Below are 22,015 nucleotides of genomic sequence, written 5' to 3' on the forward strand. Positions count from 1 at the left end.
GATGAATCCCGTACGTCGCCGCCGACTGCTCTGGGTGATCGCCCTCGTGGTGGCCGCCGGCATCGCCACCGCGCTGGTCGCGATGGCCCTGCAGCGCAACATCGCCTACCTCTACACGCCTGCCGAAGTCCTGCGCGGCGAAGCAGGCGAGCACGCACGCTTCCGCCTCGGCGGCATGGTCGCGGCCGATTCGTTCAAGCGCGCCCCGGGCTCGCTCGAAGCCAGCTTCCTCGTCACCGACGGCGACGCGCAGTTGCCGGTGCGCTACACCGGCATCCTGCCGGACCTGTTCCGCGAGAAGCAGGCGGTGGTCGCCACCGGTCGCATGCAGGGCGACACCTTCGTCGCCGAGGAAATCCTCGCCAAGCACGACGAGACCTACATGCCGAAGGAAGTCGCCGACAAGATGGGCGTCGCGCACAAGAAGCACGACGTGCAGGCGCCGGCCGCCGGTACCGGCAAGGAAGCGCGCTAAGTGCTCGGCGAACTCGGACAGATCGCGCTGATCCTCGCGCTGCTGGTGTCGGTGCTTCAGTCGGCGCTGCCGCTGGCCGGCGCGCAGCGCGGCGTCGCACCGTGGATGGCGGTCGCACGCCCGGCTGCGTACGCGCAGCTGGCACTGGTGTTCATCGCCTTCGTCATCCTCACGCATGGCTTCGTGACGCAGGACTTCTCGCTGCGCTACGTCGCCGAAAACAGCAACTCGCTGCTGCCAGTGATGTACCGCTACACCGCGGTGTGGGGCGCGCACGAAGGCTCACTGCTGCTGTGGGCGCTGATCCTGGCGCTGTGGACCGGCGCGGTCGCGCGCTTCTCGCGCAGCCTGCCCGATCCGGTGATCGCGCGCGTGCTCGGCGTGATGGGCCTGGTCAGCGTGGGCTTCCTCGCGTTCCTGATCTTCACCAGCAACCCGTTCCTGCGCCTGCTGCCGGCTGCCGGCGAAGGCCGCGACCTCAATCCGCTGCTGCAGGATCCGGGCATGATCATCCACCCGCCGATGCTGTACGTCGGCTACGTGGGCTTCGCGGTGCCGTTCGCGTTCGCGATCGCGGCGCTGCTGGACGGGAAGATCGATGCACGCTGGCTGCGCTGGACGCGGCCGTGGACCAACGTCGCATGGGCGTTCCTCACCCTCGGCATCGCGCTGGGCTCGTGGTGGGCGTATTACGAACTGGGCTGGGGCGGCTGGTGGTTCTGGGATCCGGTCGAGAACGCCAGCTTCATGCCGTGGCTCGCCGGCGCGGCGTTGCTGCATTCGCAGGCGGTGACCGAAAAGCGCGGCAGCTTCCGCGGTTGGACCCTGCTGCTCGCCATCGCCACGTTCTCGCTGTCGTTGCTGGGCACGTTCCTGGTGCGTTCGGGTGTGCTGACCAGCGTGCACGCGTTCGCGGCCGATCCGGCGCGCGGTCTGTTCATCCTGATCTTCCTCGGCGTCGTCATCGGCGGCTCGCTGCTGCTGTACGCGCTGAAGGCGCCGTCTTCCGAAGATGGCGGCAAGCCGTTCGAGGCCGCCTCGCGCGAAACGCTTCTGCTGCTCAACAACCTGCTGCTTTCCACCGCCTGCGCGATGGTCCTGCTGGGTACGCTGTATCCGCTGCTGGCCGACGCGCTCGAGCTGGGCAAGATCTCGGTCGGTCCGCCCTACTTCGCACTGATGTTCGTGGTGCTGATGACGCCGCTGGTCGTGCTGGTGCCGTTCGGTCCACTCACGCGCTGGCAGCGCGAGCAGGTGTCCAAGCCGCTGGCGATGCTGGCGCCGTGGGCCGGCCTGGCGCTGGTGCTCGGCGTGGTCGCGTACTTCTTCGCGCCGCAGGGACCGGTGAAGGTCGCGGCCGGCGTGCTGGGTGCGGCGTGGGTGTTGCTGGGCACGTTGCGCTTCGTGTGGTCGCGACTGCGCAGCCAGACCAGCGGCCAGCGCTTCACCGCCGAGATGCTCGGCATGACGCTCGCGCACTTCGGCATCGCGGTGTTCCTGGTCGGCGCACTGCTGACCGAAGGCCTGACGCAGCAGCGCGAACTCGCAGTCGCACCGGGCCAGACCGTGGAACTGGGTCGCTACGCCTTCCGCTTCGACGGTGCCGCGCATTCGCAGGGCCCGAACTACGAAGCCGATCGCGGCACCGTCACCGTGTTCGAGAACGACAAGCCGCTGACCGTGATGCATCCGGAAAAGCGCGCTTACGTCAGCGGTGGCCAGGTAATGACCGAAGCGGCGATCGAGCGCGGCATCACGCGCGATCTCTACGTCGCGCTCGGGGAACCGCTCGGCGGCGACTCGTGGGCGCTGCGCGTGCACATCAAGCCGTTCGTGCGCTGGATCTGGGCGGGCGCGATCCTGATGATGCTCGGCGGCCTGGTCACGGCGACGGATCGGCGTTTCCGCCGCGCCACCGCGAGCGACACGCTGCCCGCTTCCCCTGCGACGGCCGCAATCCCGGAGCCCGCACGATGAGCGAATCGGTGCCGCGCAAGTCCTCGATGCGCTGGATCCCGCTGGTGATCGTCGCCGCGCTCGGCGCGCTGCTGTTCGCCGGCGTGATGCTCAGCCGCAACCCGAATCGCGAGGCCCTGCCCTCGCCACTGATCGGCAAGCCCGCGCCGGCGTTCCGCCTGCCGGTGCTGCACGAGCCAGGCCGACTGGTGACCGACAAGGACCTGCGCGGTGCGCCGTACCTGCTCAACGTCTGGGGCAGCTGGTGCCCGGCGTGCCGCGACGAGCATCCGGTGCTCACGCGTTTCGCCGAGTCCAAGCGCCTGCGCGTGATCGGCTTCAACTGGAAGGACGAACACGCCGACGCGATGCGCTGGCTGGAGCAATTCGGCAATCCGTACTTCATGGTCCTCACCGATTACGAGGGCAAGGCCGCGATCGACTGGGGCATCTACGGCGCGCCGGAAACCTTCCTCGTCGACGCCGGCGGCACGATCCGCTGGAAGTACGTCGGCCCGCTCACCGACCAGGTGATCGAGAACGAACTGCTGCCGAAACTCGCGCAGCTCGACCGGGGCGCGCCGCTGTGATGCGCGCACTGCTGCTCGCCTTCGCGCTCCTGCTGGCGACGGGTTCCGCGTTCGCGCAGGCCGCGACCGATCCGACGCCGCTCACGTTCACCAGCCCGGCCGAAGAGAAGCGCTTCCACGCGCTGATCAGCGAACTGCGCTGCGTGATGTGCCAGAACCAGTCGCTCGCCGAATCCAACGCGCAGATCGCCGTGGACCTGCGTCGCGAAGTGCTGGAACTGATGCGCAAGGGCAAGGACGACACGGAGATCAAGGAGTTCCTGGTCGCGCGCTACGGCGAGTTCGTGCTGTATCGCCCGCAGGTCGAATCCAAGACGTGGCTGCTGTGGTTCGGCCCAGCGGTGGTGCTGCTGGCCGGTGGACTCGTGGTGGTCGGCGCGGTGCGCCGGCGTTCGCGCAATACGACGCCCACGGCCGACGAGCGCAACGAAGAACAGGAGTGGTGATGAGCGGTATGACGGCAGGTTTCATCGCCGCCGGCCTGGTATTGGCCGTGTTGACCCTGGTGTACGTGCTGCGTCCGTTGTGGCGCACGCGCCGCGTCGCCGGACTTTCCGCCGTCATCGGCCTGGTCCTCGCGACCGGACTGATGTACGTCGCGATCGGCACGCCGGCCGCGCTGGATTCGAGCCAGCGCGAAATGCCGAAGACGCTGGAAGAGGCCATCGCCAAGCTCGAAGCGGAGCTGCAGCGCGATCCGAACCAGGTCGAAGGCTGGCGACTGCTCGGCCGCGCCTACGTCGCCCAGGGCGAACCCGGCAAGGCCGCCAATGCACTCGGCAGTGCGCTCAAGCTGATGCCCGACGATCCGGACCTGCTCACCGAAACCGCCGAGATGCGCGCACTCGCCGCGCCGCAGCGCCAGTTCGATGCGCAGGGCGTGACGATGCTGCAACAGGCCATCGGCATCCAGCCGATGCACCAGCGCGCGCGCTGGTTCCTCGGCATCGCCCAGCGCCAGGCCAAGCAGCCCGCCGAAGCGGCGCGCACGTGGGAGCCATTGCTGGCCGTGGTCGACGTCGCGGCGGCCGCGCCGCTGCGAGCGCAGATCGATGCCGCACGCGCAGAAGCCGGCCTGCCCCCGCTGCCCAAGCCGGACGCCGCGCCGACGTCCGGTGGCCTGAAGGTGAAGGTCTCGCTGTCGCCCGCGCTGGCGTCGAAGATTCCGGCGAATGCGACCGTGTTCGTGATCGCCCGCCAACCGGGCGGTCCGCCGATGCCGGTCGCGGCCGAGAAGCTCGCCGCGAAGGATTTCCCGCTCGAAGTCACGCTCGACGACAACGACAGTCCGATGCCGACGCTGAAGCTGTCCGAGCTCGATCGCGTGGAAGTACTGGCGCGCGTCTCCGCGTCGGGCAACGCGATGCCGCAGGCCGGCGACCTGGAAGCCACCGCGAAGCCGTCCGGCAATACTGGTCGCGTCGAGCTGTTGATCGACAGCGTTCGACCCTGAGCGATCCGCCAACGCACACCGCGTCGGCGGCGCATCGCCTCATGCCATTCGCAAAAGGCGCATGGCACTCCGTCATCGCATCGGCATCCGGCCACGCGTGCCCCGTTCCGCCCGGCCCGTTAAGCTTGTCTCATGACTGAATTCATTCCGCCCGGCACGCTCTGGTTCGACCTGCCCTCGCCCTTCGCGATGAAACGCGGTGGCGCACTGCACGGGGCGCACGTGGCGTACGAGACCTGGGGCACGCTCAACGAAGCGCGCGACAACGCGATCCTGATCGTCACCGGCCTGTCGCCCGACGCGCACGCGGCCGCCAACGCCGGCAACCCGGAGCCGGGCTGGTGGGAGCCGATGCTCGGGCCCGGCAAGCCCATCGACAGCGACCGCTGGTTCGTGATCTGCGTGAACTCGCTGGGCAGTTGCAAGGGTTCGACCGGGCCGGCGTCGATCGACCCGCGAACCGGCGAGCCATACCGCCTCGATTTCCCCGAGCTCTCGGTCGAAGACGGCGCGGACGCCTCGGCGCACCTCGTGCGCGGGCTCGGCATCGAGCGCCTCGCCTGCATCATCGGCAATTCGATGGGTGGCATGACCGCACTGGCGTTCCTGCTGCGGCATCCGGGACTGGCGCGCAACCACATCAACATTTCCGGCGCACCGAAAGCGCTGCCGTTCTCGATCGCGATCCGCTCGTTGCAGCGCGAGGCGATCCGCCTGGATCCGAACTGGAACCACGGCCGCTACGACGACGCGACCTATCCCGAATCGGGCATGCGCATGGCGCGCAAGCTGGGCGTGATCACCTATCGCTCCGCGCTGGAATGGGACGGCCGCTTCGGCCGCGTGCGACTGGACTCGGACCGCGGCGAAGACGAACCGTTCGGCCTGGAGTTCGAGGTCGAGAGCTACCTCGAAGGCCACGCGCGCCGCTTCGTGCGTCGTTTCGATCCCAACTGCTATCTCTACCTCAGCCGTTCGATGGACTGGTTCGACATCGGCGAGTACTGCACCACGCGCGGCAACGGCGAAGCCGACACGCGCGCGGGCCTGGCCAGCATCCGCGTGGAAAAGGCGCTGGCGATCGGGGTGCACACCGACATCCTGTTCCCGCTGCAGCAGCAGGAGGAGATCGCCGAGGGTCTGCGCGCCGGCGGCGCGGACGCGCGGTTCCTGCCGCTGCCTTCGCCGCAGGGCCACGACGCCTTCCTGGTGGACATCGCCCGGTTCGGACCGGCGGTCGCGGATTTCCTGAACACGCTGCGGACGTAACGCTGGCGTACGATTCGTGGCGTACGGTCACGGATTGGTGCGTCGCAAGAAGCCGCATCGGAACGGCACGGTAGAATCGCCGGCATGACTGCCAACGACGCAATGCCCGACCTGGATTTTCCCGGCCACGACAAACTGGTCGCCGCGATCGACGCCGCCGTCGGCGCGGGCGACGAACACGCCGTGACCGCAGCGCTGCGCAGCACGCTGTGCGGCATGATCCGCGACCGCGACGTGCAGCTGCCCTCATGCGTGCACGATCCGATCGACGATCACTACGCCCGCCGCGAGCTCTATCGCAGCCCGCGCCTTGGCTATAGCGTGGTCGCGATGACGTGGGGCCCAGGCCAGGGCACACCGGTGCACGACCACTGCGGCCTGTGGTGCGTGGAAGGTGTGTGGGACGGCGAACTGGAGATCACCCAGTACGAACTGCTCGAACGCGATGGCGAGCGTTTCCGCTTCCGCGCCGCCGGCGGCATGCACGCCGGTCCCGGCAGTGCCGGCAGCCTGATCCCGCCGCACGAGTACCACACCATCCGCAACGCCAGCCGCGACGCCGTCGCCGTGTCGCTGCACATCTACAAGGCGCCGATGGAAGCGTGTTCGATGTTCGTACCCAACGAGGGCGAATGGTTCGCGCGCGTGTCCAAGGAACTCAAGACCGACGCCGCGGCCTGATCGAAACTGACCTTCGGCACCTTGGCGTCGCCATCGGCGCCGATTAGGGTGGGCGCTTCCCGCACGGAGCGCCGCCCATGATGACCGACTTCCTGCTCGCATCCCTGCACCATTTGCTGGTGTTCGGGCTGGTGTCGATGCTCGTCGCCGAATCGGTCCTGCTGCGCGGCACCGTCGACCACGCCGTACTCAAGCGCCTGGCCGGCATCGACGCCGGTTACGGCATGACCGCGATGGCGCTGATCGCCGCCGGCATCTGCCGCATCGTCTTCGGCATCAAGGGCTACGACTTCTACCTGCACAACCCGTGGTTCCACGCCAAGATCGGCGCGTTCGTGCTGGTGGGCCTGCTCTCGATCCTGCCGACGGTGCGCTTCCTGCGCTGGCGCAAGGCACTCGCCGCCAACCCCGCCTACCTGCCCGACGCGGCGGAAGTGGCGAAGCTTCGCGGCATCGTGCGGTTCGAACTGATCCTCGTCGCCGCCATCTTCGTACTGGCCGCGGCGATGGCCCGCCACGGCGGCCTCTGAGCCAAAGCCCCCGCGCGGTCGGCTATACTGCGCGCCCGCGCCGGAATGGCGGAATCGGTAGACGCAGCGGACTCAAAATCCGCCGCCCTTAAAAGCGTGTGGGTTCGAGTCCCACTTCCGGCACCAGCGTAGGATTTCAGGAAGTCCAGAGAAGTCCGAGAAAGGCATCAAAACCCCGCGGAAGCGGGGTTTTTTGTTGCTGTAACGTCCAGGGTCGTCCGCTAGAATCCAGATCACGGAAGGGGCAAATACTGGGGCAAACGGGGCAACCATTGGTGTTGTGCCCAATTTGGGGGCAAGCAACTTGCCCCCTCGCTACAGCTTGCCCCCTGGCATTGAACTGAAGGGGCGGCAATGGCGGGCAGAACGGCAAAGCTGACGGCGCTAGCAATCAAACACGCGAAGCCTGGAAAGCTGTTTGACGGCGGCGGCCTCTACGTGGAGACCAAGGAGACCAAGACCGGACTGTCCCGTCGCTGGTATCTGAAGTACACCCGCCCCGATGGCCGGGAAAACCGCCTCTCATTTGGCCCTTGGCCGGAGGTGGGCATCCCCGAAGCCCGAGAACAGACTGAGAACGCACGCGCGCTGCTTCGCAGAGGCGTAGACCCCGCGGCAGCCAACTCCGATAGGCGAGAAGCAGCCAAGCGTGAGGCCGGATCGCCCTTTCCGAATGTGGCCGCCGCGTGGCTGGAATGGATGCGGCCGAGCTGGGCAGTTGAAACACATCGCAAAGCGGCCTACGTGGTTGCTGCCTACTTGGGCCCTGCCCTATGCCGCCAATCGATTACCACCCTGACCACAAAACAGGCCGCAGACGCACTGATGTGCATTCCGCCATCGCTGGCGGCCAAGGCGCGCGGTTACCTGGTGAACATCGTCCGCTATGCCATCCGGGAGGGCCTGCGCGATGAAGGACGCTTGTTGGATTTGAATGGTGCGTTGCCCAAGACAGTGAAGGGGCATATCCCCGCTGCTGTTGATCTGGCCGACGTGCGCAAGGTGGCGACCGCGGTTGAGAGCTACCCGATTCCTGTCACTCGCGGAGCATTGAGGTTGGCGATGCTAACCGCCCAGCGCCCCGGCAACGTGGTGACCATGGAATGGAGTGAAGTTGACCTCGATTCCGCGGAATGGTCGATCCCAGCGGAAAAGATGAAAACGCGGCACGCACATATCGTCCCGCTGTCATCGCAGGCGCTGGAAACCCTGCGCGGAATGCTCGCCTACACCGAAGGCGCACGCTACGTATTCCCGCCACTGGCGAGGCAAACCACCCCGCACCTGCACCGCGACGCGCTCAGTTCTGCCCTGCGCCGGATGGGCTTTCAGGGCAAGCACGCCACACATGGCTTCCGGGGCATGTTTCGTACCGTGGCACGAGAACGCCTGAACATTCCATCGGATGTATTGGAAGCACAGCTAGCGCATGCCAAGAAGGATGAGATCCAGAAGGCCTACGATCGCACTGCATTTGTGGGTGAGCGAAAGGATGCAGTGCAGCGATGGGCGGACTATCTCGACGATCTGCGAGCTGGCTCTGCGAACGTCGTAATCATGAAACGTCGAAGCGCATAGTCAATGAACAAGAAGAACGTGAGCCAGGATCTTGTCGAAGGCTTCCGCCGGGAGTTGGTCGCCAAAGCGCAAGAATTGGAGATGACCAAGAGCTCGCTGGACCATCCCGCATTCGATAAGCCCGAGAACAATGCGCTGGCCGATCTTGAGCATGCATGGCGCGCCATTGCCAGTGGCGCGGGCGCCCCCATGCTGCCGTTCTTTGCGGAGGTCCGGAATTGGCATCCCGACAACTACGGAGAGCCTTTAGGCGCGTTGACTCTCTACGTTAACCAAGGCCATTACCCGCCACCGGAACTGCTGCTTGCAGTTGCACACATGTATCAGGCCTACATGGATGGTGAAGGCAAGCTAACCATGGAAGAGTGCTTCTTCGGCAATGAAAAAACCAAGGCCGGGAACCATGCGGCGCGCCAAGCCAAGCATCTCCAGGAACTTCTTTGGACCGTTGAGGTTGCAGTGCACGGCGGGGACGCCGATAAAGATGCAGAGGTCGCAGAGATGATCGTCGCACGCGATAAGCTACACATGGGAGCTGAATCCGTCCTGCGAGCCGTACGCAATCATTCGAAGAAGGTCAAGGAAGAATAGGTGGGGGGATTCTTCCTAGCTTAGGCGGGCGTTGTGTTGAGAATTCATTGTCCTAAGCCGCCCATCCCGGTGCGGTTATGGACGAAGAACCTTGAATCAGACACACCCGCTCCCCCTGCCCGAAACGGGCTACTTGCGCCTTCATCAGATCATCGGCCGGCCGGCCCACAAGGATCGGCCCGCGACCCCGGCAATCATCCCCGTTAGCAAATCCACTTGGTGGGCGGGCGTTCGTACGGGCCGCTACCCCAAGCCGGTAAAGATTGGCGAACGCGCAACCGCCTGGCGCGCTGAGGCAGTCCGCGCGCTTATCTTGGAGGCATCCGTATGAGGCCGACGGAGCTCCTGAAATCGCGAATCCTGGAGCCTAGCCAGGGCACGATGGAGCAAGGAACACTGACGCCTCGCAGCAACGTTGCGCGCGGGCGGCCCAGGTTGGAACGGGCGCAACTGCCCCCCAACTGGCACTACATGCTGCCGGAGTCCAAGGGCTATTTTGGCCCTCGCGTCGTCGACCTGGGCAAGCCGAATAACGTTGGCTGGGCCCAAGGGAAGTGTCCTTTCCATGAAGATCCGGCGGCTGCGTTCCGCGTGAACGTCAAGTCGGATCAACCGCTGTGGCATTGCTTCGGCGGCTGCGGTGGGGGAACGATGGTCGACTTCCATAGGCGCCTGTACGGGCTGACCTTCGAGGAAGCGGTAGCCGAACTGTTGCAGGGGGTCGCATGAACGCCTCCCTCCACGCCACTGATGCCACCGCCGCCCCCTTGCTGCAAAGGCTTGAAGGCGTCCAAAAGTCCGGTACTGGCTGGCGTGCCCGTTGTCCCGCCTGCGGTGGAGCATCTCGTAAGGTCAGCGTCTGCCAGGCGGACGGCCGCGTGTTGGTGCATTGCTTTGGGTGTAACGACGCAAATGCCGTGCTGGCAGCAGTTGGCCTGAACTGGGCGAACCTCCAGCCGCCGCGCCATTGGCCTCAGACCCAGGAAGAGCGCCGCCGCGCACGGCGTTCAATCTGCGAGGCTGGTTGGTCGACCGCCCTGTCAACGTTGGCGTTGGAAGCCGCTGTGGTGCTGATTGCGGCCCGGCAACTTTCTCACTGGCAGCCGCTGAACGAAGCAGACGACACGCGCCTGTCCCAGGCGGTTGAGCGCATCGATAGCGCGGCCGCTGCATTGACGGAGCCCCGCTTCTGGAGGCCGGCTGCATGACCGCGCTTACCCTGGAACAACGGGCCTGGCAGCATTTGGATCCCTCAACGGACGATGACTTGCCGCGTGCAGAATTGCTGCGGGGCGACGCCGTCACGCCCGAATCCGTCGACTGGCTTTGGGAGGGGTGGCTGGCCGCTGGCAAGCTGCACATCCTCGGCGGGCAGCCGGGTACGGGAAAGACAACCATTGCCCTGGCGCTCGCAGCCTCCATCACGACCGGTGGGGGATGGCCGGACGGAAAGCGGGCCGAGCTCGGAACTGTTGTTGTTTGGTCGGGCGAAGATGACCCGGCAGACACGCTGGCCCCGCGCCTGCGGGCCGCGGGGACGGACATGCAGCGCGTCCATTTTGTGCAAGGGGTACGGGAAGGTCTTGACCACCGCCCGTTCAACCCATCGCAAGACGTTGGCGCTCTTCGGACGGCCCTCGCCGAGTTGTCCGACGTACGTCTGCTTATTGTTGACCCTATCGTGTCTGCGGTGTCGGGCGACTCACACAAGAATGCCGAGGTGCGTCGCGGGCTTCAGCCCCTCGTTGATCTTGCGAGGGAGCATCGCTGCGCACTGCTTGGAATCACGCACTTCACCAAGGGCACGTCAGGGCGTGAGCCGGTCGAGCGCATTACCGGATCACTGGCCTTCGGCGCGTTGGCGCGCCTCGTCCTCGTTACCGCCAAGGGGGAGGCCGGCAATGGAGAACCGGCAAGGCGCTTTCTTGCCCGCGCCAAGTCGAACATTGGCCCGGACGGCGGCGGCTTCATCTACGACCTGAGCCAGGGGGAGCTGCCCGACTTCCCCGGCGTCATGGCGTCCTCGGTGCTCTGGGGCTCCGCCTTGGAGGGGTCGGCCCGCGAACTGCTCGCCGGTGCCGAGCAACAGGAGGACGACCCGACGGGCGACGCCGCCGGCTTCCTGCACGAGTTGTTGCGCTACGGGCCGCGCCCGGCCAAGGGAATCTTCGCCGAGGCCGGAAGCGCGGGGTTCTCGAAAGATGTCATGCACCGTGCGAAACGGAAAATTGGTGCTGTGGCATTGAAGCAAGGCATGGAAGGCGGCTGGGCTTGGCGCCTGCCCACAAGCGAAGGTAGCGAAGGTGGCACACAGAATCGCTCACGTTCTTCGCGACCTTCTGGAACTGGATTGCTGCCTTCGATGGATGATGGTCCCTTCTAGATCGACCGTGTGCAGCCGGGTTCGGATCGGACGTGACCCGCCGTGAAGCGGCGGGTCCTTCCGTGAGCCCGGCCCATGCGGCGTCCCCGACACCGCCATGATTGCAGTGTGCGTGGAGTTGAAAATCAGACTTTATGTTTCTGTACCAGCAAGTACAGCAAACAGAAGCGCAGATTGTCACGAGCAGCGCGACTCGGCCTCCCCTGGCCTTGGCCTGCTAGGGCTTGATAGGGTGTATCGAGACGGTGGTGGACGATTGGGCCGACCACATGGGCTTCGAAGCCGGCTGCTAGCGAAGACGGCCCGCCTTACCGGGAGACAAGGCTTGGACCTCGCCAATATTCAACGTCGCATCCGCGAATTTAGGGATGCACGGGACTGGATGCAATTCCACAATCCCAAAAACCTAGCGATCTCCATCGTTCTTGAAGCGACGGAACTTTTAGAACACTTCCAATGGAAGTCGCCTGACGAAAGTGAGGCGCACGCCAAAGCAGCTCGTGACGATATCGCGGACGAAATCGCGGATGTCAGCGTCTACCTCATCGAACTAGCCGACAACCTCGGAATCGACCTTGAGCAGGCGATACTGAGAAAACTCGACAAGAATGCCGCCAAGTACCCGGCCGAAAAGTCGAAAGGGAATGCCAAGAAATACACGGAGCTGTGACCAATATGCAACTTGTACTCCAACCGTGCGGTGACTCGGACGCCATCGAGCACTACGTCGATACGATAAAGAACCCGGTCCCTCTCGAACGAATTCTTCCATTCCTGCCCCCCTCAGAGCATGAGCGCTTGCGGGCGACGTTTGGAGAAGCTGTAGCGGTGTGGGGCGTGACTCCTGGAAAGACGGGGGGCAACGCGAAGAAGTGGTCCAGGATGCAACTGGGCGACATGGCAATGCTTTACCGGGATAAGCGTTTCTTCTTCAAGGGGGAAGTCGCCTACAAGGTGCATTCACCCGCATTAGCGCGGGAGCTTTGGCAGGAGCGCGCCGATGGCGCCACCTGGGAGTACGTATTCTTTCTCAATGACCTTGAGTCGGTGGACATAGATGTAGCGCGCTTCAATGCAGCCGCGGGATACAAAGACAACAACATTATTCAAGGCTTCAATGTGCTACTGCCAGACCACAGCGCTGCGGTCATGGAAGCCCTGAATATTGATCCGAGCGTTGGAGGGATCCTGCTCTCTGATGACGAGATCTCGGCCGCCAAGGACGCCTTGGGGCAACTTGACGGTGACCTTGACTTGCCGGCCACCACTCGCCGACGTGCTGAGCAGGCACTGCTGCGTCGAATTCGCCTAGGCGGCAAGAGGAGCGCACCTTGCGCAATCTGCGCCCGTGACCTTCCGGTAGATCTTTTGGTGATTGGTCACATTCGGAAGCGCCATTCCTGCGATTCGACCCAGAAACGGGACGAGTCAAATGTCATGGCCGTCTGCACTTTAGGGTGCGACAGGCTATTTGAGAACGGGTACATCTACGTTGATCAAATGGGTGTCGTACGGGCGTCCGACGGCGTCAAGGGTGGCGGGGATGAACTCGGATCAGTCATCCAGGCCCTGGCAGGTAAGCAATGCCTCGCGTGGTCGTCTAAATCTGCGCCGTACTTCGAATGGCATCAAGAACACCCTCGTAGGTTCCTATAGATCGGCACCTAACGGGAGCCGAAACACGGCTAGCACGCTGGCGGCCCCACGCGATCTCCACCGGAAGCACGCGAGCATCCTCAGCAGCGCCACATACATCAAGAGCAGACTCCAGATGAGCGATACGAAGGCAACCTCACTCAAAACGATCCTCAAAAAGGCCAAAAGTGGCGAGTACAAGCTGCCCGCGTTTCAGCGGAAGTGGAAGTGGACAACCCGTCAGGTGATGTCGCTTTATGAGTCGCTCCGGCTTGGCTATCCGATCGGTTCCTTTCTCTTCCTCACATCCGACGAGGGCCAGAAGCTCGGGCCGCGCGCCTTTCACGGCGCCGGGCAGATGGCTTCTGGTCACCCTGACAGCGAAAGCCTTGTCCTCGATGGACAGCAGCGGATCACAGCAGGAATTTCGATCTATTACGGCCTTCACGATGTCGATGGGAGCGAGTACTACATCGACTGCCGTCAGGTTGACACCTTGCTCAAGGAGCGAAAGGTGAATGTCGATGACGAGGATCAGGTCAAGAAGTTCTCTAAGGAACTAGACCTAGAAGACAGTTATCTGGTCGCTAAGCCAAGGAAGCTAGACAGGAAGGCACATTTTTCGAAGTCTGGCCTTCTGTGGACTGCACTACTTACGGATGAGCGCGCCACTGAGCTCGACGAACTACTGGATTCTGCCGATAAACGAAGAAAGGACGTAGTTCGAAAGGTCGTTCGGGCCCATCTCAGACCAAACGCGAACATTCAGGTGCCTGTTATTGAGCTTGGAAAGGAATTTGACCTCGCAGCGATCAGCAAAGTTTTTTCAACCATCAACAGCTCGGGAAAACTGCTTACGCCATTCGAGCTCGTTGTCGCCATTCTCTACCCGCATGATATTCGCTTGGAGGATGACGTCGAAGAGTTCAAATCCAAGTTTCGGTACTACGGAAACATGGATAAGAACGGAGAGATCCTCCTGCAGGTCATCGCCCTCCTCTCTGGAAAGTCTCCAAAGAAGGCTGATCTGCCAAAGACGATTGACCCTGTCATGTACAAGACTCACGCGGAAGCAGCCGCAACTCAGCTGAATTCTGCCGGCGAGTTTCTGAGCTCAAGCATGGGCGTTGGCCTGGACGTCACCGACAAGCTAATTCCTTACGACGCGCTATTCGCGCCGCTTGCCATTGTCTATGACAGGCTCTCAAAGAAGGGCTTCAAGCATGCCGAGATGGGTGTCGCTAAGCAAAAACTGCGCAGGTGGTTCGTAGCGTCGGCAATCGATCAACGTTACCAAGAGGGTGTTCACAATAAGCAAGAGAACGACATCCACGAAATCGAAAGCTGGATCGACGGCGGCCCCGTCCCGAAGTGGATTGAGTCGACAGTTGCCACCCCCGCTGTGAAGCATGCCAGCCCAAGCGGCGCGATTGGCAAAGTATTCCTTTGCCTAATTAACTCACAGCAACCAAAGGATCCGATACAAAACTCGGTGATCGGGTTCCGTGATGGCGCGTCTTCGTCCCAAGTACACCATGTTTTCCCCACGCGCTGGGCTCCGAAGGGCATTTCCGACTTCAAGAAAGACCTCATGGAAACCAACGTAGCGCTCAACACGATGTTCCTATCGACTGAGACGAACTCCGATTGGCTGAACTTCGACCCCCTGACCCAGATCGGCCAAGCTGAGAAGGCACTTGGTGTCTCCGCCGCTACTTCAGCCTTCGGTAGCCAGATGATAGGTGTCTCTGCGCTTGAGTGCTTAAGGAAGCCAGGGAAGCTGATCGCCGATTACGACGCATTCCTAGAAGCTCGTTATCGCTCGTTCGTAGACAAGCTGCTTGAGTTCGATATCCAGAGTTCCTCAAAGCAGAGTGAACTTGTTGAACTCGACGAGCCATCCATAGTCGAGGATTGATGCGCGCCGATCGCCCCAGGACAATAAGCCTGAGAAAAACCCCAGAGATCAAGTTCGGATGACGAAGGACGCCTCCTTCATCGCCAACCCCAAATAACACGCCCTGTGAGAAATGGACGTCTTCCACGTAGTCATCGACACGAGCATGTTGCGCAGGGCGCACTTCCGGCACCCCAACTTCGCGCGACTCTTGAGGCGTTCGCAAATGGGAAGCCTCAAACTCTACATTCCGCACATCGCACTCGAGGAGCTGCGAACACACCTAATCGCAAAACATGAAGACCTCGCCCACTCCATTCGGGCGGACTTCGACAAGCTTCAGCGAAGCGACCTGGGCATGTTAATCGATGGCTTGCCACCTCCGGTGTTGTCGCTCTGGCGTAAAGATGAGGTGGTTCGCAATTCTGAGGCAGTCTTCGCAAGGTTCCTGGAAGACAATAAGATCGAAGTAATTCCGATTTCCATCGAAGACGCCACAGACGCGTGGAAGATCTACTTCAACGCCGACCCGCCGTTCGACCCAAACCAGGAACGCGAAGATAGACGCAAGGACATCCCAGACTCGTGGATATTTGTGGCCGCACAGGGGATCAAGGCGAAACGAGGACGCCATTGCGCACTGGTCGCCGACGGCAAGCTAAAAGCGGCGCTGGAGGGGGCAGGATTTGAGATATACGACGACGTCGAGAAACTCGACAACGCGGTCGAGATCGCTACGTCGGTAACCCGCCCGAAGCTCACGCCGGACGACGAGGCTCCGATCCAGCTCGACGAACTTCGCGGCGCTGCCTTCCAGGACATCGACGTCATCGTCCTGGGGGTGAACGAAGCACTCAATACTCCAGCAAAAGCCGCCCTCTTCTCTGCACTTGAACGGGCTGGAGTTGACCGAGCGATCGCCGAACATGAAGCACAAACGCTCGTCCTGTCCGGCAGGCTGACAGATACTGGCAGCCATCTAATCCCGACGAATCAAACTTTGTCCCGCCGCGCCATGGGGACCGACGTAGTGACCAAAATTCTGTTGAAGATTATCTGACAATGGACCTCGAACTACGCTTAGCCGCGCTCTCGAAGCTAATCGACACCCATTCCGAGGCCGTCGATCGGCGCCTTGGCGAGGAGTTCAGACGCGCCGAGGATGTGTTGCTGGGAAGCTCGGAATTTGACGAGCTCTCTGACTCCCTGAAGACCCTGGCCGTTCTCGCGCCTCGCTTCCATATGGCGCTCCTACCAATACTGAAGACCTTTGCGCGGTCAGTCCCCTCACGAACCCTTACACATGGCGATGCACTGATCTCCCGATCAATGTTGCGATACCGATCAGCGGAAACTTTGGTTTCTCTAGCTATCGACGTCTCAAAGCAGATCCGATACCTGCATACCGAGCAGGTCGTCGATTTCATGCTCGAACTGTCGCGCGCCGAAAGCACAGAGGTTCAACGTAAGGCGGAGCAAGCGCTTGAGGAGCTGGCCGAGTTCAACCTAGACATCTTCTACGAGCGGCGCCAGGGCGCTTCGCCGCAGGACCGCATCGTTTCTCACTTTGCCGGACTGGACGATCCAAGCTTAACGACGAACTCGAGTGCGGTTCTGCGAGCACTCGCCAAGGTACTGTCCCCTTCGATGGAGGGCCATTCCTGGACTTACAGCAGCATGACAATCCGAAGAGGATCAATTGTCAGCGACGGTGGCGTTGCCGAGATGCGCGAGCGAGCAATTACCTTGCTCAAGCGAATGTACATGCTGGATACGTCCGTCGAGTTCCGGCAGAAAATTCTGCGGACGATGGACGTGGCGACTCGACGCGAACACCCAGCCGACAACTCGGAAACATCCCGAATGTTCGATCGCGACGCGATTTCGGTCCTCGAATTCCGGCGTAGTCTCGTGACAACTGAGGCGCTTCCGCTGGTGCAGACGATAGAGCACCAGACTTACTGGGACTATTACCATGCTGCAACGGCAGAAATCGAGTTCAAGGCTCTACAGGTTCGGGACGAGCTGGCTTCGCATGCCGAGTACCAGATCTACAAGCAACTGATTGGATTTGAGGGGATCTTTGGCACCTGGGAGAAGCTTCGCAGCTCCGAGGAGGCTCGTGACTACAGTGACAATCGGCGTCGCATAGCAGCGCGTCAGTACGTCAATGAGATTGACGACGCCACCTACGACCGATGGCTTAGTCGAATCCTCGAGTTCTCCAAGACCCGGTCGAACGACCTAGCGACATTCCCTGTCTACTACGAGTTTCTAGAGTCTGTCGGTCGCGAGAAGCCGCGCCTGGCGCTTGAACTTGTCACGCAGCACGAACACATCATGTCGCCATTCTTGATCCCGTTACTGCGCGGGCTCTGGACAAGCGAACAAACGTCCGACATCGAGTCCATTGTGGACCGATGGATCGCGGATGGCACGCATCTGGCAGCGATCGCCAAGTCCCTCTACAAGGTTGGCGCTTCACGTCTTGCCACCCTAGAAGCTGTCATCGCCCGCGGCGTCGAGCTCGACTGCCGAGACGCGGTTCTTGAGACAGTTGGCGTAGCTTCGAGCCTGTACGCTGAAGGAAGCGGCCCGGCCAAGTCGGTATTCATGCATGCACTCCGCGAACTGGCGAAGCGCGGCGATGCACGCTGGATCAGCGTTGTATGGTTCAGTGACGCGTTCCAGCTCTTGGTCGATGCCATGACTGAGCCGGAGCGAGTCGAAGCATTGGCTTCGCTGACGTCGCTTCCTGAGCTGGACTATCAGGCCGAGGAAATTCTCTCTGTCATCGCAGAGAAGGACGTCGAGGCCGTGCTCGACTACCTGATTTCCCGACTAAAGCGGGAAAGAGAGCTACCAAGCCTTGATGGCAGCGCCGAAGCCACTCTCGGCGAGCGATTCGAAGCTATCCCGTACCAGCTCCAAAAACTGGACAAACACCTCGCCCGAGTGCCCGACAAGCTAGTATCGGCATTGCGGCGGGAGTTCGATGAATCGCCTGGACTATTCACCTACCGCGGCGCTCGTTTGATTGAGGCGACTTTCCCTGATTTTTCCGCACCTCTCGAGCAGATGCTCCTGAAGTATGTCGAAAGCGGGAAAGAGAGTGACATCGATTTCGTCCTTGCCATCTTGCGTACTTATGACGGCCCATCTGCAATCTTGGATATCTGCAAGGCGATCATCAAAGCAGTACCGCAAGACTCGAAGCAATGGAACGAGGTCGCGGCGGCCATCGAGTCAACTGGCGTTGTGTCTGGGGAGTATGGCCTGGTCAATGCGTATGAGCAGAAGCGGGCTGAAGTTGCTAAATGGTTGAACGACGATGACGGACGAGTGCAAGCCTTCGCCAAGTGGCTCATCGAAGGACTTGACCGCATGATTGATCACGAGAAAAAGCGCGCTGACGAGGGCGTTGCGCTGCGAAAGTACAAGTTTGGCGCTGACAAGGACGAGACTTAGCCATACGCAACTTGACCCAAGAGGCCAGCTGCATCATCGACAGCGAGCCGACGGAGAAGTTTGGCTTGAACATGCTCACGCGGACGAGCTAGCCAAGGCTAGCTACGCCCAGAACGAGACCAATTACGCCCAGAGCAAAACCAACACCTCCGAGCCAAGCGGCCAACCGGACCACCACCTGGGGATGCCCCACACACGCCCGGAACTGCCCAAACCATGAGTTCTTGGCTACGATCTTTAGCCGTACATCAGTCTGCGTCGAGAGACCGCCCAGACCCGCGCGATACCATGCCCCAATCACCAATGAGCTCGCTGGATCGTTGATGGTTATGCGGGGAGACTGGTTGTAACCCTGAAGAAAGCTAACGTCCATTTGCAGTGCTTCGCAGTGAACACTCTTTCTCGTTGCCAGATTAGTGATCTTGACGACGCAACGGGGCGGCAAGGTTGGATCCTGCAGCCAGACCCAACCTTGATGCGCGTCATCGCCCAGGGCAGCGAAGATTCTCATGCGATTTCCAACCTAAGTTGAGCCAAGCCTGGAAATGACCTTGCCTGTCGGCATGAACTATTAGGCGTCACTCTTCGACTCCACCCGAATAATAGTCAACGCCTGCAGCGCCCAATTGGAGTCATTCGCCAGATCGAAAATTTCGCTCTTGCTCTTCCCCTCGCTCTTCCCCTCGCTCTTCCCCTCGCTCTTCCCCTCGCTCTTCCCCTCGCCTTCGGCCTCGCGTCGCTCCGCGCGGATCTGCGCCACGCATTCAAAGAGCCGCGTGGCCTCCTCCCGAGGAGACTCACGCAACCTGTTGGCAAGCTCGCTTGCCATTTGCTCAGCGCTGATTGCAACACCGGAAACAGGCTTACTACACCAAGTCGGGTCCATTGATGGAAGATCGAAGAATATGTGGTGCTTCTGGTGGTCCTTAAAGTCACCTGGGCAGCTGGCAACATCGACGAGATGGAGCTTGCCCAGATCAGCGTCAACCTTGTAGAGCTCAGCCTTATCAAAGATGGATGGGCACGCATAGTAAGTAAGCGCCCCCTTGTTCTTGCACAAGTTGAACAAGAGCTCGTGCTGTGAAAAACCAGTGTTGTCGTTTGCCTGACTACTGATCGCGACTCGGCCATACGGAGTTGACGTTACAGGATGCGACTTATTCTTAGGCTTTCGCACCATGCGCCGAACCACCTTGTACTGCAGAAAGTAACCAACGTATTGACTTTTGAGCTTATACGACGCGTTCTGCGCGGCCTGCTTTAGATCACCAAACAACTCTTCATCCGACACGTCGGTCATTACCCACGCTTGATCGAACCCAACGAAGCACTCCTTCTGGGGCGAGTACTTGTAAAAGCTGATCTTCCCAGTTGGCCCCACACCAAGCGTCGACCGGAAGAGGTCCATGAGCGCATGGTGGAAGTGCATCTCCAATACGGTTTCGTTGATCGACATACCGACAATCTTTCCTTGATGTGCCAAGCGCGTGAATACGACCTAGTGTTGGTCGCTTCGCCTTAAATTGCTGTCAGGCGTCGACCGCATGCGCCAACGCCGATGCCATCATTTTGAAGTGAGCCCCAATAAACGGATTGAAGGCAAAACCTGCTCCCCTAATCTCCCTGGAAATGATATCCGCGAACCTACCCAAGTTCTCAAAGTAGATAACGTCCTCATTCCCTTCAAAGCCACCAATCACGCCACCCTCAAGAATCGAGGGAAGATCATTGTGTGAAAGCGCTTTGTTGCGCACATGACGGAGGTTTGACGCGAAGGACCGCAGTTGTGTAGCGAGGCGCTCTAGCTCTGCAAGCGTTCCCGGCGCCCACTCCCCGTAGTTGAGGATGTAGTCAACCGTTAGGTTCTCTCGCCCCGCAACGCTCGATTTGTCATGCAACTTGACTATCTGCAATAGACTGTACTCGAGAGTAAAGCCACTCAAGACTCCGAAGCCATAGCCAAATCTAGAACCAGTTACTCGATCGACATCGGGATTGTCGTCGAAGAACGACCGGTGCAACTGGCATGCTTGATATGCCCAGTCGCAGAGCGCGCAGAATTCTGAAACAACCAGCGCGGAAACCTTCATGGACGCCAACACCCTTAGTCGAAAGAAGCCGCGAGGCGGTCGAGGGGAAACAATTGCTAGACGTTCAGTGAAAGCCAAGCGTCAACCTGATTCTTTAGGGTATGTAGCTGCATTTCGTAGTCGCCTGGCCATTCTCGGAAGGCTTTGCTCCGGATGAGTTCCAGCACATCGTCTGGAACTTGAGAGTTCTCGTAGCTGAAGAATTCTGATGCGGCGCCAAACTGGCTCTTCACCTTATGAAGTTGCATTTCATAGTCGTCCGCCCACTCTGTTAGGGCGGACGAAAAGACTTCGCTCACGAAGTCGTTTAGCTCAAGCCGCCCATAAAGATCCTGCAGCTCCCGGTAGGCGTTGATCTGACTGTCCAGGGTATGTCTCTGCATCTCGAAGTCATCAGGCCACTCTGATCGCGCCTTTGCCATGATCTGCGCGCGCACGTCTTCCGGTATACCTGTCATACGCCCCCTCCTGACGAGTCGGTAGCTACTGATCCACGAGCCTGCATCGGCATAACATCGGCATGTGTGCGAAAACGCGCCGGGGACGCCAATCGTTGGATCTGATGAATGGGATACCCCAGGACCCCGTCGCCTCCTGCGCAGCGCTGGCCCAGGGGGAGCTTATCGCAACGGATTCACCCCATCTGACGCAACCCGGCGACGGCCAGAGGCGGGGACAGGACCACCCGTCGTGACGATCGGTACAGCGCCCTGCTCGACCGGTCACGATGCGCCGGCACCGTTCGAAAGCTCTCGACTAGGGGGGGGGGCAAATTCAGGGGCAAGCGACGGCACGCCGTCGTCACAAACAGCCTTTTTTATGGCCATTTTCTTGATACTTCAAGTCCCACTTCCGCACCAGAAACATGCTGAAGGCCAGGTTTCGCGACCTGGCCTTCTTCTTTTTGTAGCGAACCATCGCCGCGCAACGCGTTGCGCGGAGATGCGACATTTTCCTTGCGCCATCGGCGCTGTTCGATGACGACGTGCGGAATCGGATATCTGCTGCGTCCGGCCCCTGTCAGGCGCGCCCCTATTTCACCCGACCCGGTTCGGCCTGAGCATTCGCCGTCGCGCGGGTGTCGAGGGCGGGCCGTCACGGCCCCTTCATCCTCCCTCCATCTCAATCTGCGAGACACGAAGCGTCGATGCTGGCGCGCCACGTTCCCCGGAGCACACCATGTCGTTCGACACGTTCTGCGCTTACGACGATGACGGCAATCGCTATACGGTCTACGTGCGCCGCACCTACATCGATATGCGGGGCAGCGGCGGCAGCGTCCGGGTGGAGGGTTTGCGCTCGTACCATCTCGGCGATGGCGGTGCGGTCGACCAGCTCGACGAGGAACGTTTCTCGATCGCCGCGACGGGGCGCGAGCTGCGCACGCGCAGCATTGCGGCCTGAGGCGGAACGACGCGG

24 protein-coding genes and 1 tRNA gene are annotated in these 22,015 nt (G+C 61.3%); 21 read left to right on the forward strand and 4 right to left on the reverse strand.

Annotation, left to right across the window (positions count from 1 at the left end; all coding sequences use genetic code 11):
* Position 1: 1 nt before the first annotated feature.
* The 20 genes from ccmE (at position 2) to FOF45_RS17155 (ending at position 18,506) form a co-directional block, all read left to right on the forward strand.
* Positions 2-475 carry a cytochrome c maturation protein CcmE gene (gene ccmE, locus FOF45_RS17060; RefSeq protein ID WP_158986964.1) on the forward strand — a complete coding sequence of 158 codons (474 nt, stop codon included), beginning with the start codon at positions 2-4 and terminating at the stop codon, positions 473-475.
* Positions 476-2,452: a heme lyase CcmF/NrfE family subunit gene (locus FOF45_RS17065; protein WP_158986966.1), complete on the forward strand. Its 1,977-nt coding sequence runs from the start codon at positions 476-478 to the stop codon at positions 2,450-2,452.
* Complete coding sequence (locus FOF45_RS17070) at positions 2,449-3,021, forward strand: DsbE family thiol:disulfide interchange protein (RefSeq protein ID WP_158986968.1); 573 nt, start codon at positions 2,449-2,451, stop codon at positions 3,019-3,021. Before FOF45_RS17065 ends, FOF45_RS17070 begins: the two co-directional genes overlap by 4 nt.
* Complete coding sequence (locus FOF45_RS17075) at positions 3,018-3,467, forward strand: cytochrome c-type biogenesis protein (protein WP_425481943.1); 450 nt, start codon at positions 3,018-3,020, stop codon at positions 3,465-3,467. The genes FOF45_RS17070 and FOF45_RS17075 overlap by 4 nt, the downstream gene beginning before the upstream one ends.
* Entirely contained in the window at positions 3,467-4,474 is a 1,008-nt protein-coding gene (locus FOF45_RS17080) for a tetratricopeptide repeat protein (protein ID WP_158986972.1), read from the forward strand. The genes FOF45_RS17075 and FOF45_RS17080 overlap by 1 nt, the downstream gene beginning before the upstream one ends.
* 132 nt (positions 4,475-4,606) lie before the next feature.
* Positions 4,607-5,743, forward strand: coding sequence for a homoserine O-acetyltransferase MetX (metX, locus tag FOF45_RS17085; protein WP_158986974.1), 1,137 nt, complete (start codon positions 4,607-4,609; stop codon positions 5,741-5,743).
* A gap of 102 nt (positions 5,744-5,845) precedes the next feature.
* A complete protein-coding gene (locus FOF45_RS17090) occupies positions 5,846-6,424 on the forward strand; it encodes a cysteine dioxygenase family protein (protein WP_158987643.1) in 579 nt (192 codons plus the stop codon).
* 77 nt (positions 6,425-6,501) lie between these two features.
* Entirely contained in the window at positions 6,502-6,954 is a 453-nt protein-coding gene (locus tag FOF45_RS17095) for a DUF2214 family protein (protein WP_199244521.1), read from the forward strand.
* A 39-nt stretch (positions 6,955-6,993) separates the two neighbouring features.
* Positions 6,994-7,080: transfer RNA gene (locus tag FOF45_RS17100), tRNA-Leu, on the forward strand.
* A 228-nt stretch (positions 7,081-7,308) separates the two neighbouring features.
* Positions 7,309-8,532, forward strand: coding sequence for a tyrosine-type recombinase/integrase (locus FOF45_RS17105; protein WP_158986976.1), 1,224 nt, complete (start codon positions 7,309-7,311; stop codon positions 8,530-8,532).
* A 3-nt stretch (positions 8,533-8,535) separates the two neighbouring features.
* A complete protein-coding gene (locus FOF45_RS17110) occupies positions 8,536-9,123 on the forward strand; it encodes a hypothetical protein (RefSeq protein ID WP_158986978.1) in 588 nt (195 codons plus the stop codon).
* A gap of 133 nt (positions 9,124-9,256) precedes the next feature.
* Positions 9,257-9,454 (forward strand): helix-turn-helix transcriptional regulator, encoded by a 198-nt coding sequence (locus FOF45_RS17115; RefSeq protein ID WP_233264247.1) that lies wholly within the window; start codon positions 9,257-9,259, stop codon positions 9,452-9,454.
* A 140-nt stretch (positions 9,455-9,594) separates the two neighbouring features.
* The gene (locus tag FOF45_RS17120) at positions 9,595-9,852 is read left to right on the forward strand and encodes a CHC2 zinc finger domain-containing protein (RefSeq protein WP_158986980.1); all 258 of its coding nucleotides are present in this window, start codon (positions 9,595-9,597) and stop codon (positions 9,850-9,852) included.
* Positions 9,849-10,331, forward strand: coding sequence for a DNA primase (locus FOF45_RS17125; protein WP_158986982.1), 483 nt, complete (start codon positions 9,849-9,851; stop codon positions 10,329-10,331). Before FOF45_RS17120 ends, FOF45_RS17125 begins: the two co-directional genes overlap by 4 nt.
* Entirely contained in the window at positions 10,328-11,506 is a 1,179-nt protein-coding gene (locus FOF45_RS17130; RefSeq protein WP_158986984.1) for an AAA family ATPase, read from the forward strand. The genes FOF45_RS17125 and FOF45_RS17130 overlap by 4 nt, the downstream gene beginning before the upstream one ends.
* A gap of 325 nt (positions 11,507-11,831) precedes the next feature.
* Positions 11,832-12,176, forward strand: coding sequence for a nucleotide pyrophosphohydrolase (locus FOF45_RS17135; protein ID WP_233264180.1), 345 nt, complete (start codon positions 11,832-11,834; stop codon positions 12,174-12,176).
* 212 nt (positions 12,177-12,388) lie between these two features.
* Positions 12,389-13,162, forward strand: a complete 774-nt coding sequence (locus tag FOF45_RS17140) for a hypothetical protein (protein WP_199244522.1) — start codon at positions 12,389-12,391, stop codon at positions 13,160-13,162.
* A gap of 115 nt (positions 13,163-13,277) precedes the next feature.
* On the forward strand, positions 13,278-15,059 hold the full coding sequence (locus FOF45_RS17145; RefSeq protein WP_158986988.1) for a GmrSD restriction endonuclease domain-containing protein: 1,782 nt from the start codon (positions 13,278-13,280) through the stop codon (positions 15,057-15,059).
* A 112-nt stretch (positions 15,060-15,171) separates the two neighbouring features.
* A complete protein-coding gene (locus tag FOF45_RS17150) occupies positions 15,172-16,098 on the forward strand; it encodes a PIN domain-containing protein (protein ID WP_158986990.1) in 927 nt (308 codons plus the stop codon).
* 2 nt (positions 16,099-16,100) lie between these two features.
* Positions 16,101-18,506, forward strand: coding sequence for a hypothetical protein (locus tag FOF45_RS17155; RefSeq protein WP_158986992.1), 2,406 nt, complete (start codon positions 16,101-16,103; stop codon positions 18,504-18,506).
* An 88-nt stretch (positions 18,507-18,594) separates the two neighbouring features.
* On the opposite strand, the gene FOF45_RS17160 is transcribed toward FOF45_RS17155, so the two are convergent.
* The 4 genes from FOF45_RS17160 to FOF45_RS17175 form a co-directional block, all read right to left on the reverse strand.
* The gene (locus tag FOF45_RS17160; protein ID WP_158986994.1) at positions 18,595-19,017 is read right to left on the reverse strand and encodes a hypothetical protein; all 423 of its coding nucleotides are present in this window, start codon (positions 19,015-19,017) and stop codon (positions 18,595-18,597) included.
* A 60-nt stretch (positions 19,018-19,077) separates the two neighbouring features.
* Positions 19,078-19,962 carry a FliH/SctL family protein gene (locus tag FOF45_RS17165; protein ID WP_158986996.1) on the reverse strand — a complete coding sequence of 295 codons (885 nt, stop codon included), beginning with the start codon at positions 19,960-19,962 and terminating at the stop codon, positions 19,078-19,080.
* A gap of 73 nt (positions 19,963-20,035) precedes the next feature.
* The gene (locus FOF45_RS17170; protein ID WP_158986998.1) at positions 20,036-20,596 is read right to left on the reverse strand and encodes an AbiU2 domain-containing protein; all 561 of its coding nucleotides are present in this window, start codon (positions 20,594-20,596) and stop codon (positions 20,036-20,038) included.
* Positions 20,597-20,652: 56 nt separating this feature from the next.
* On the reverse strand, positions 20,653-21,054 hold the full coding sequence (locus tag FOF45_RS17175; protein ID WP_158987000.1) for a hypothetical protein: 402 nt from the start codon (positions 21,052-21,054) through the stop codon (positions 20,653-20,655).
* A gap of 721 nt (positions 21,055-21,775) precedes the next feature.
* Here FOF45_RS17175 and FOF45_RS17180 point away from each other — a divergent pair.
* A complete protein-coding gene (locus FOF45_RS17180) occupies positions 21,776-22,000 on the forward strand; it encodes a hypothetical protein (RefSeq protein ID WP_158987002.1) in 225 nt (74 codons plus the stop codon).
* The last annotated feature ends 15 nt before the right edge of the window (positions 22,001-22,015 follow it).

Source organism: Lysobacter panacisoli (assembly GCF_009765165.1).
GTDB lineage: Bacteria > Pseudomonadota > Gammaproteobacteria > Xanthomonadales > Xanthomonadaceae > Lysobacter_J > Lysobacter_J panacisoli.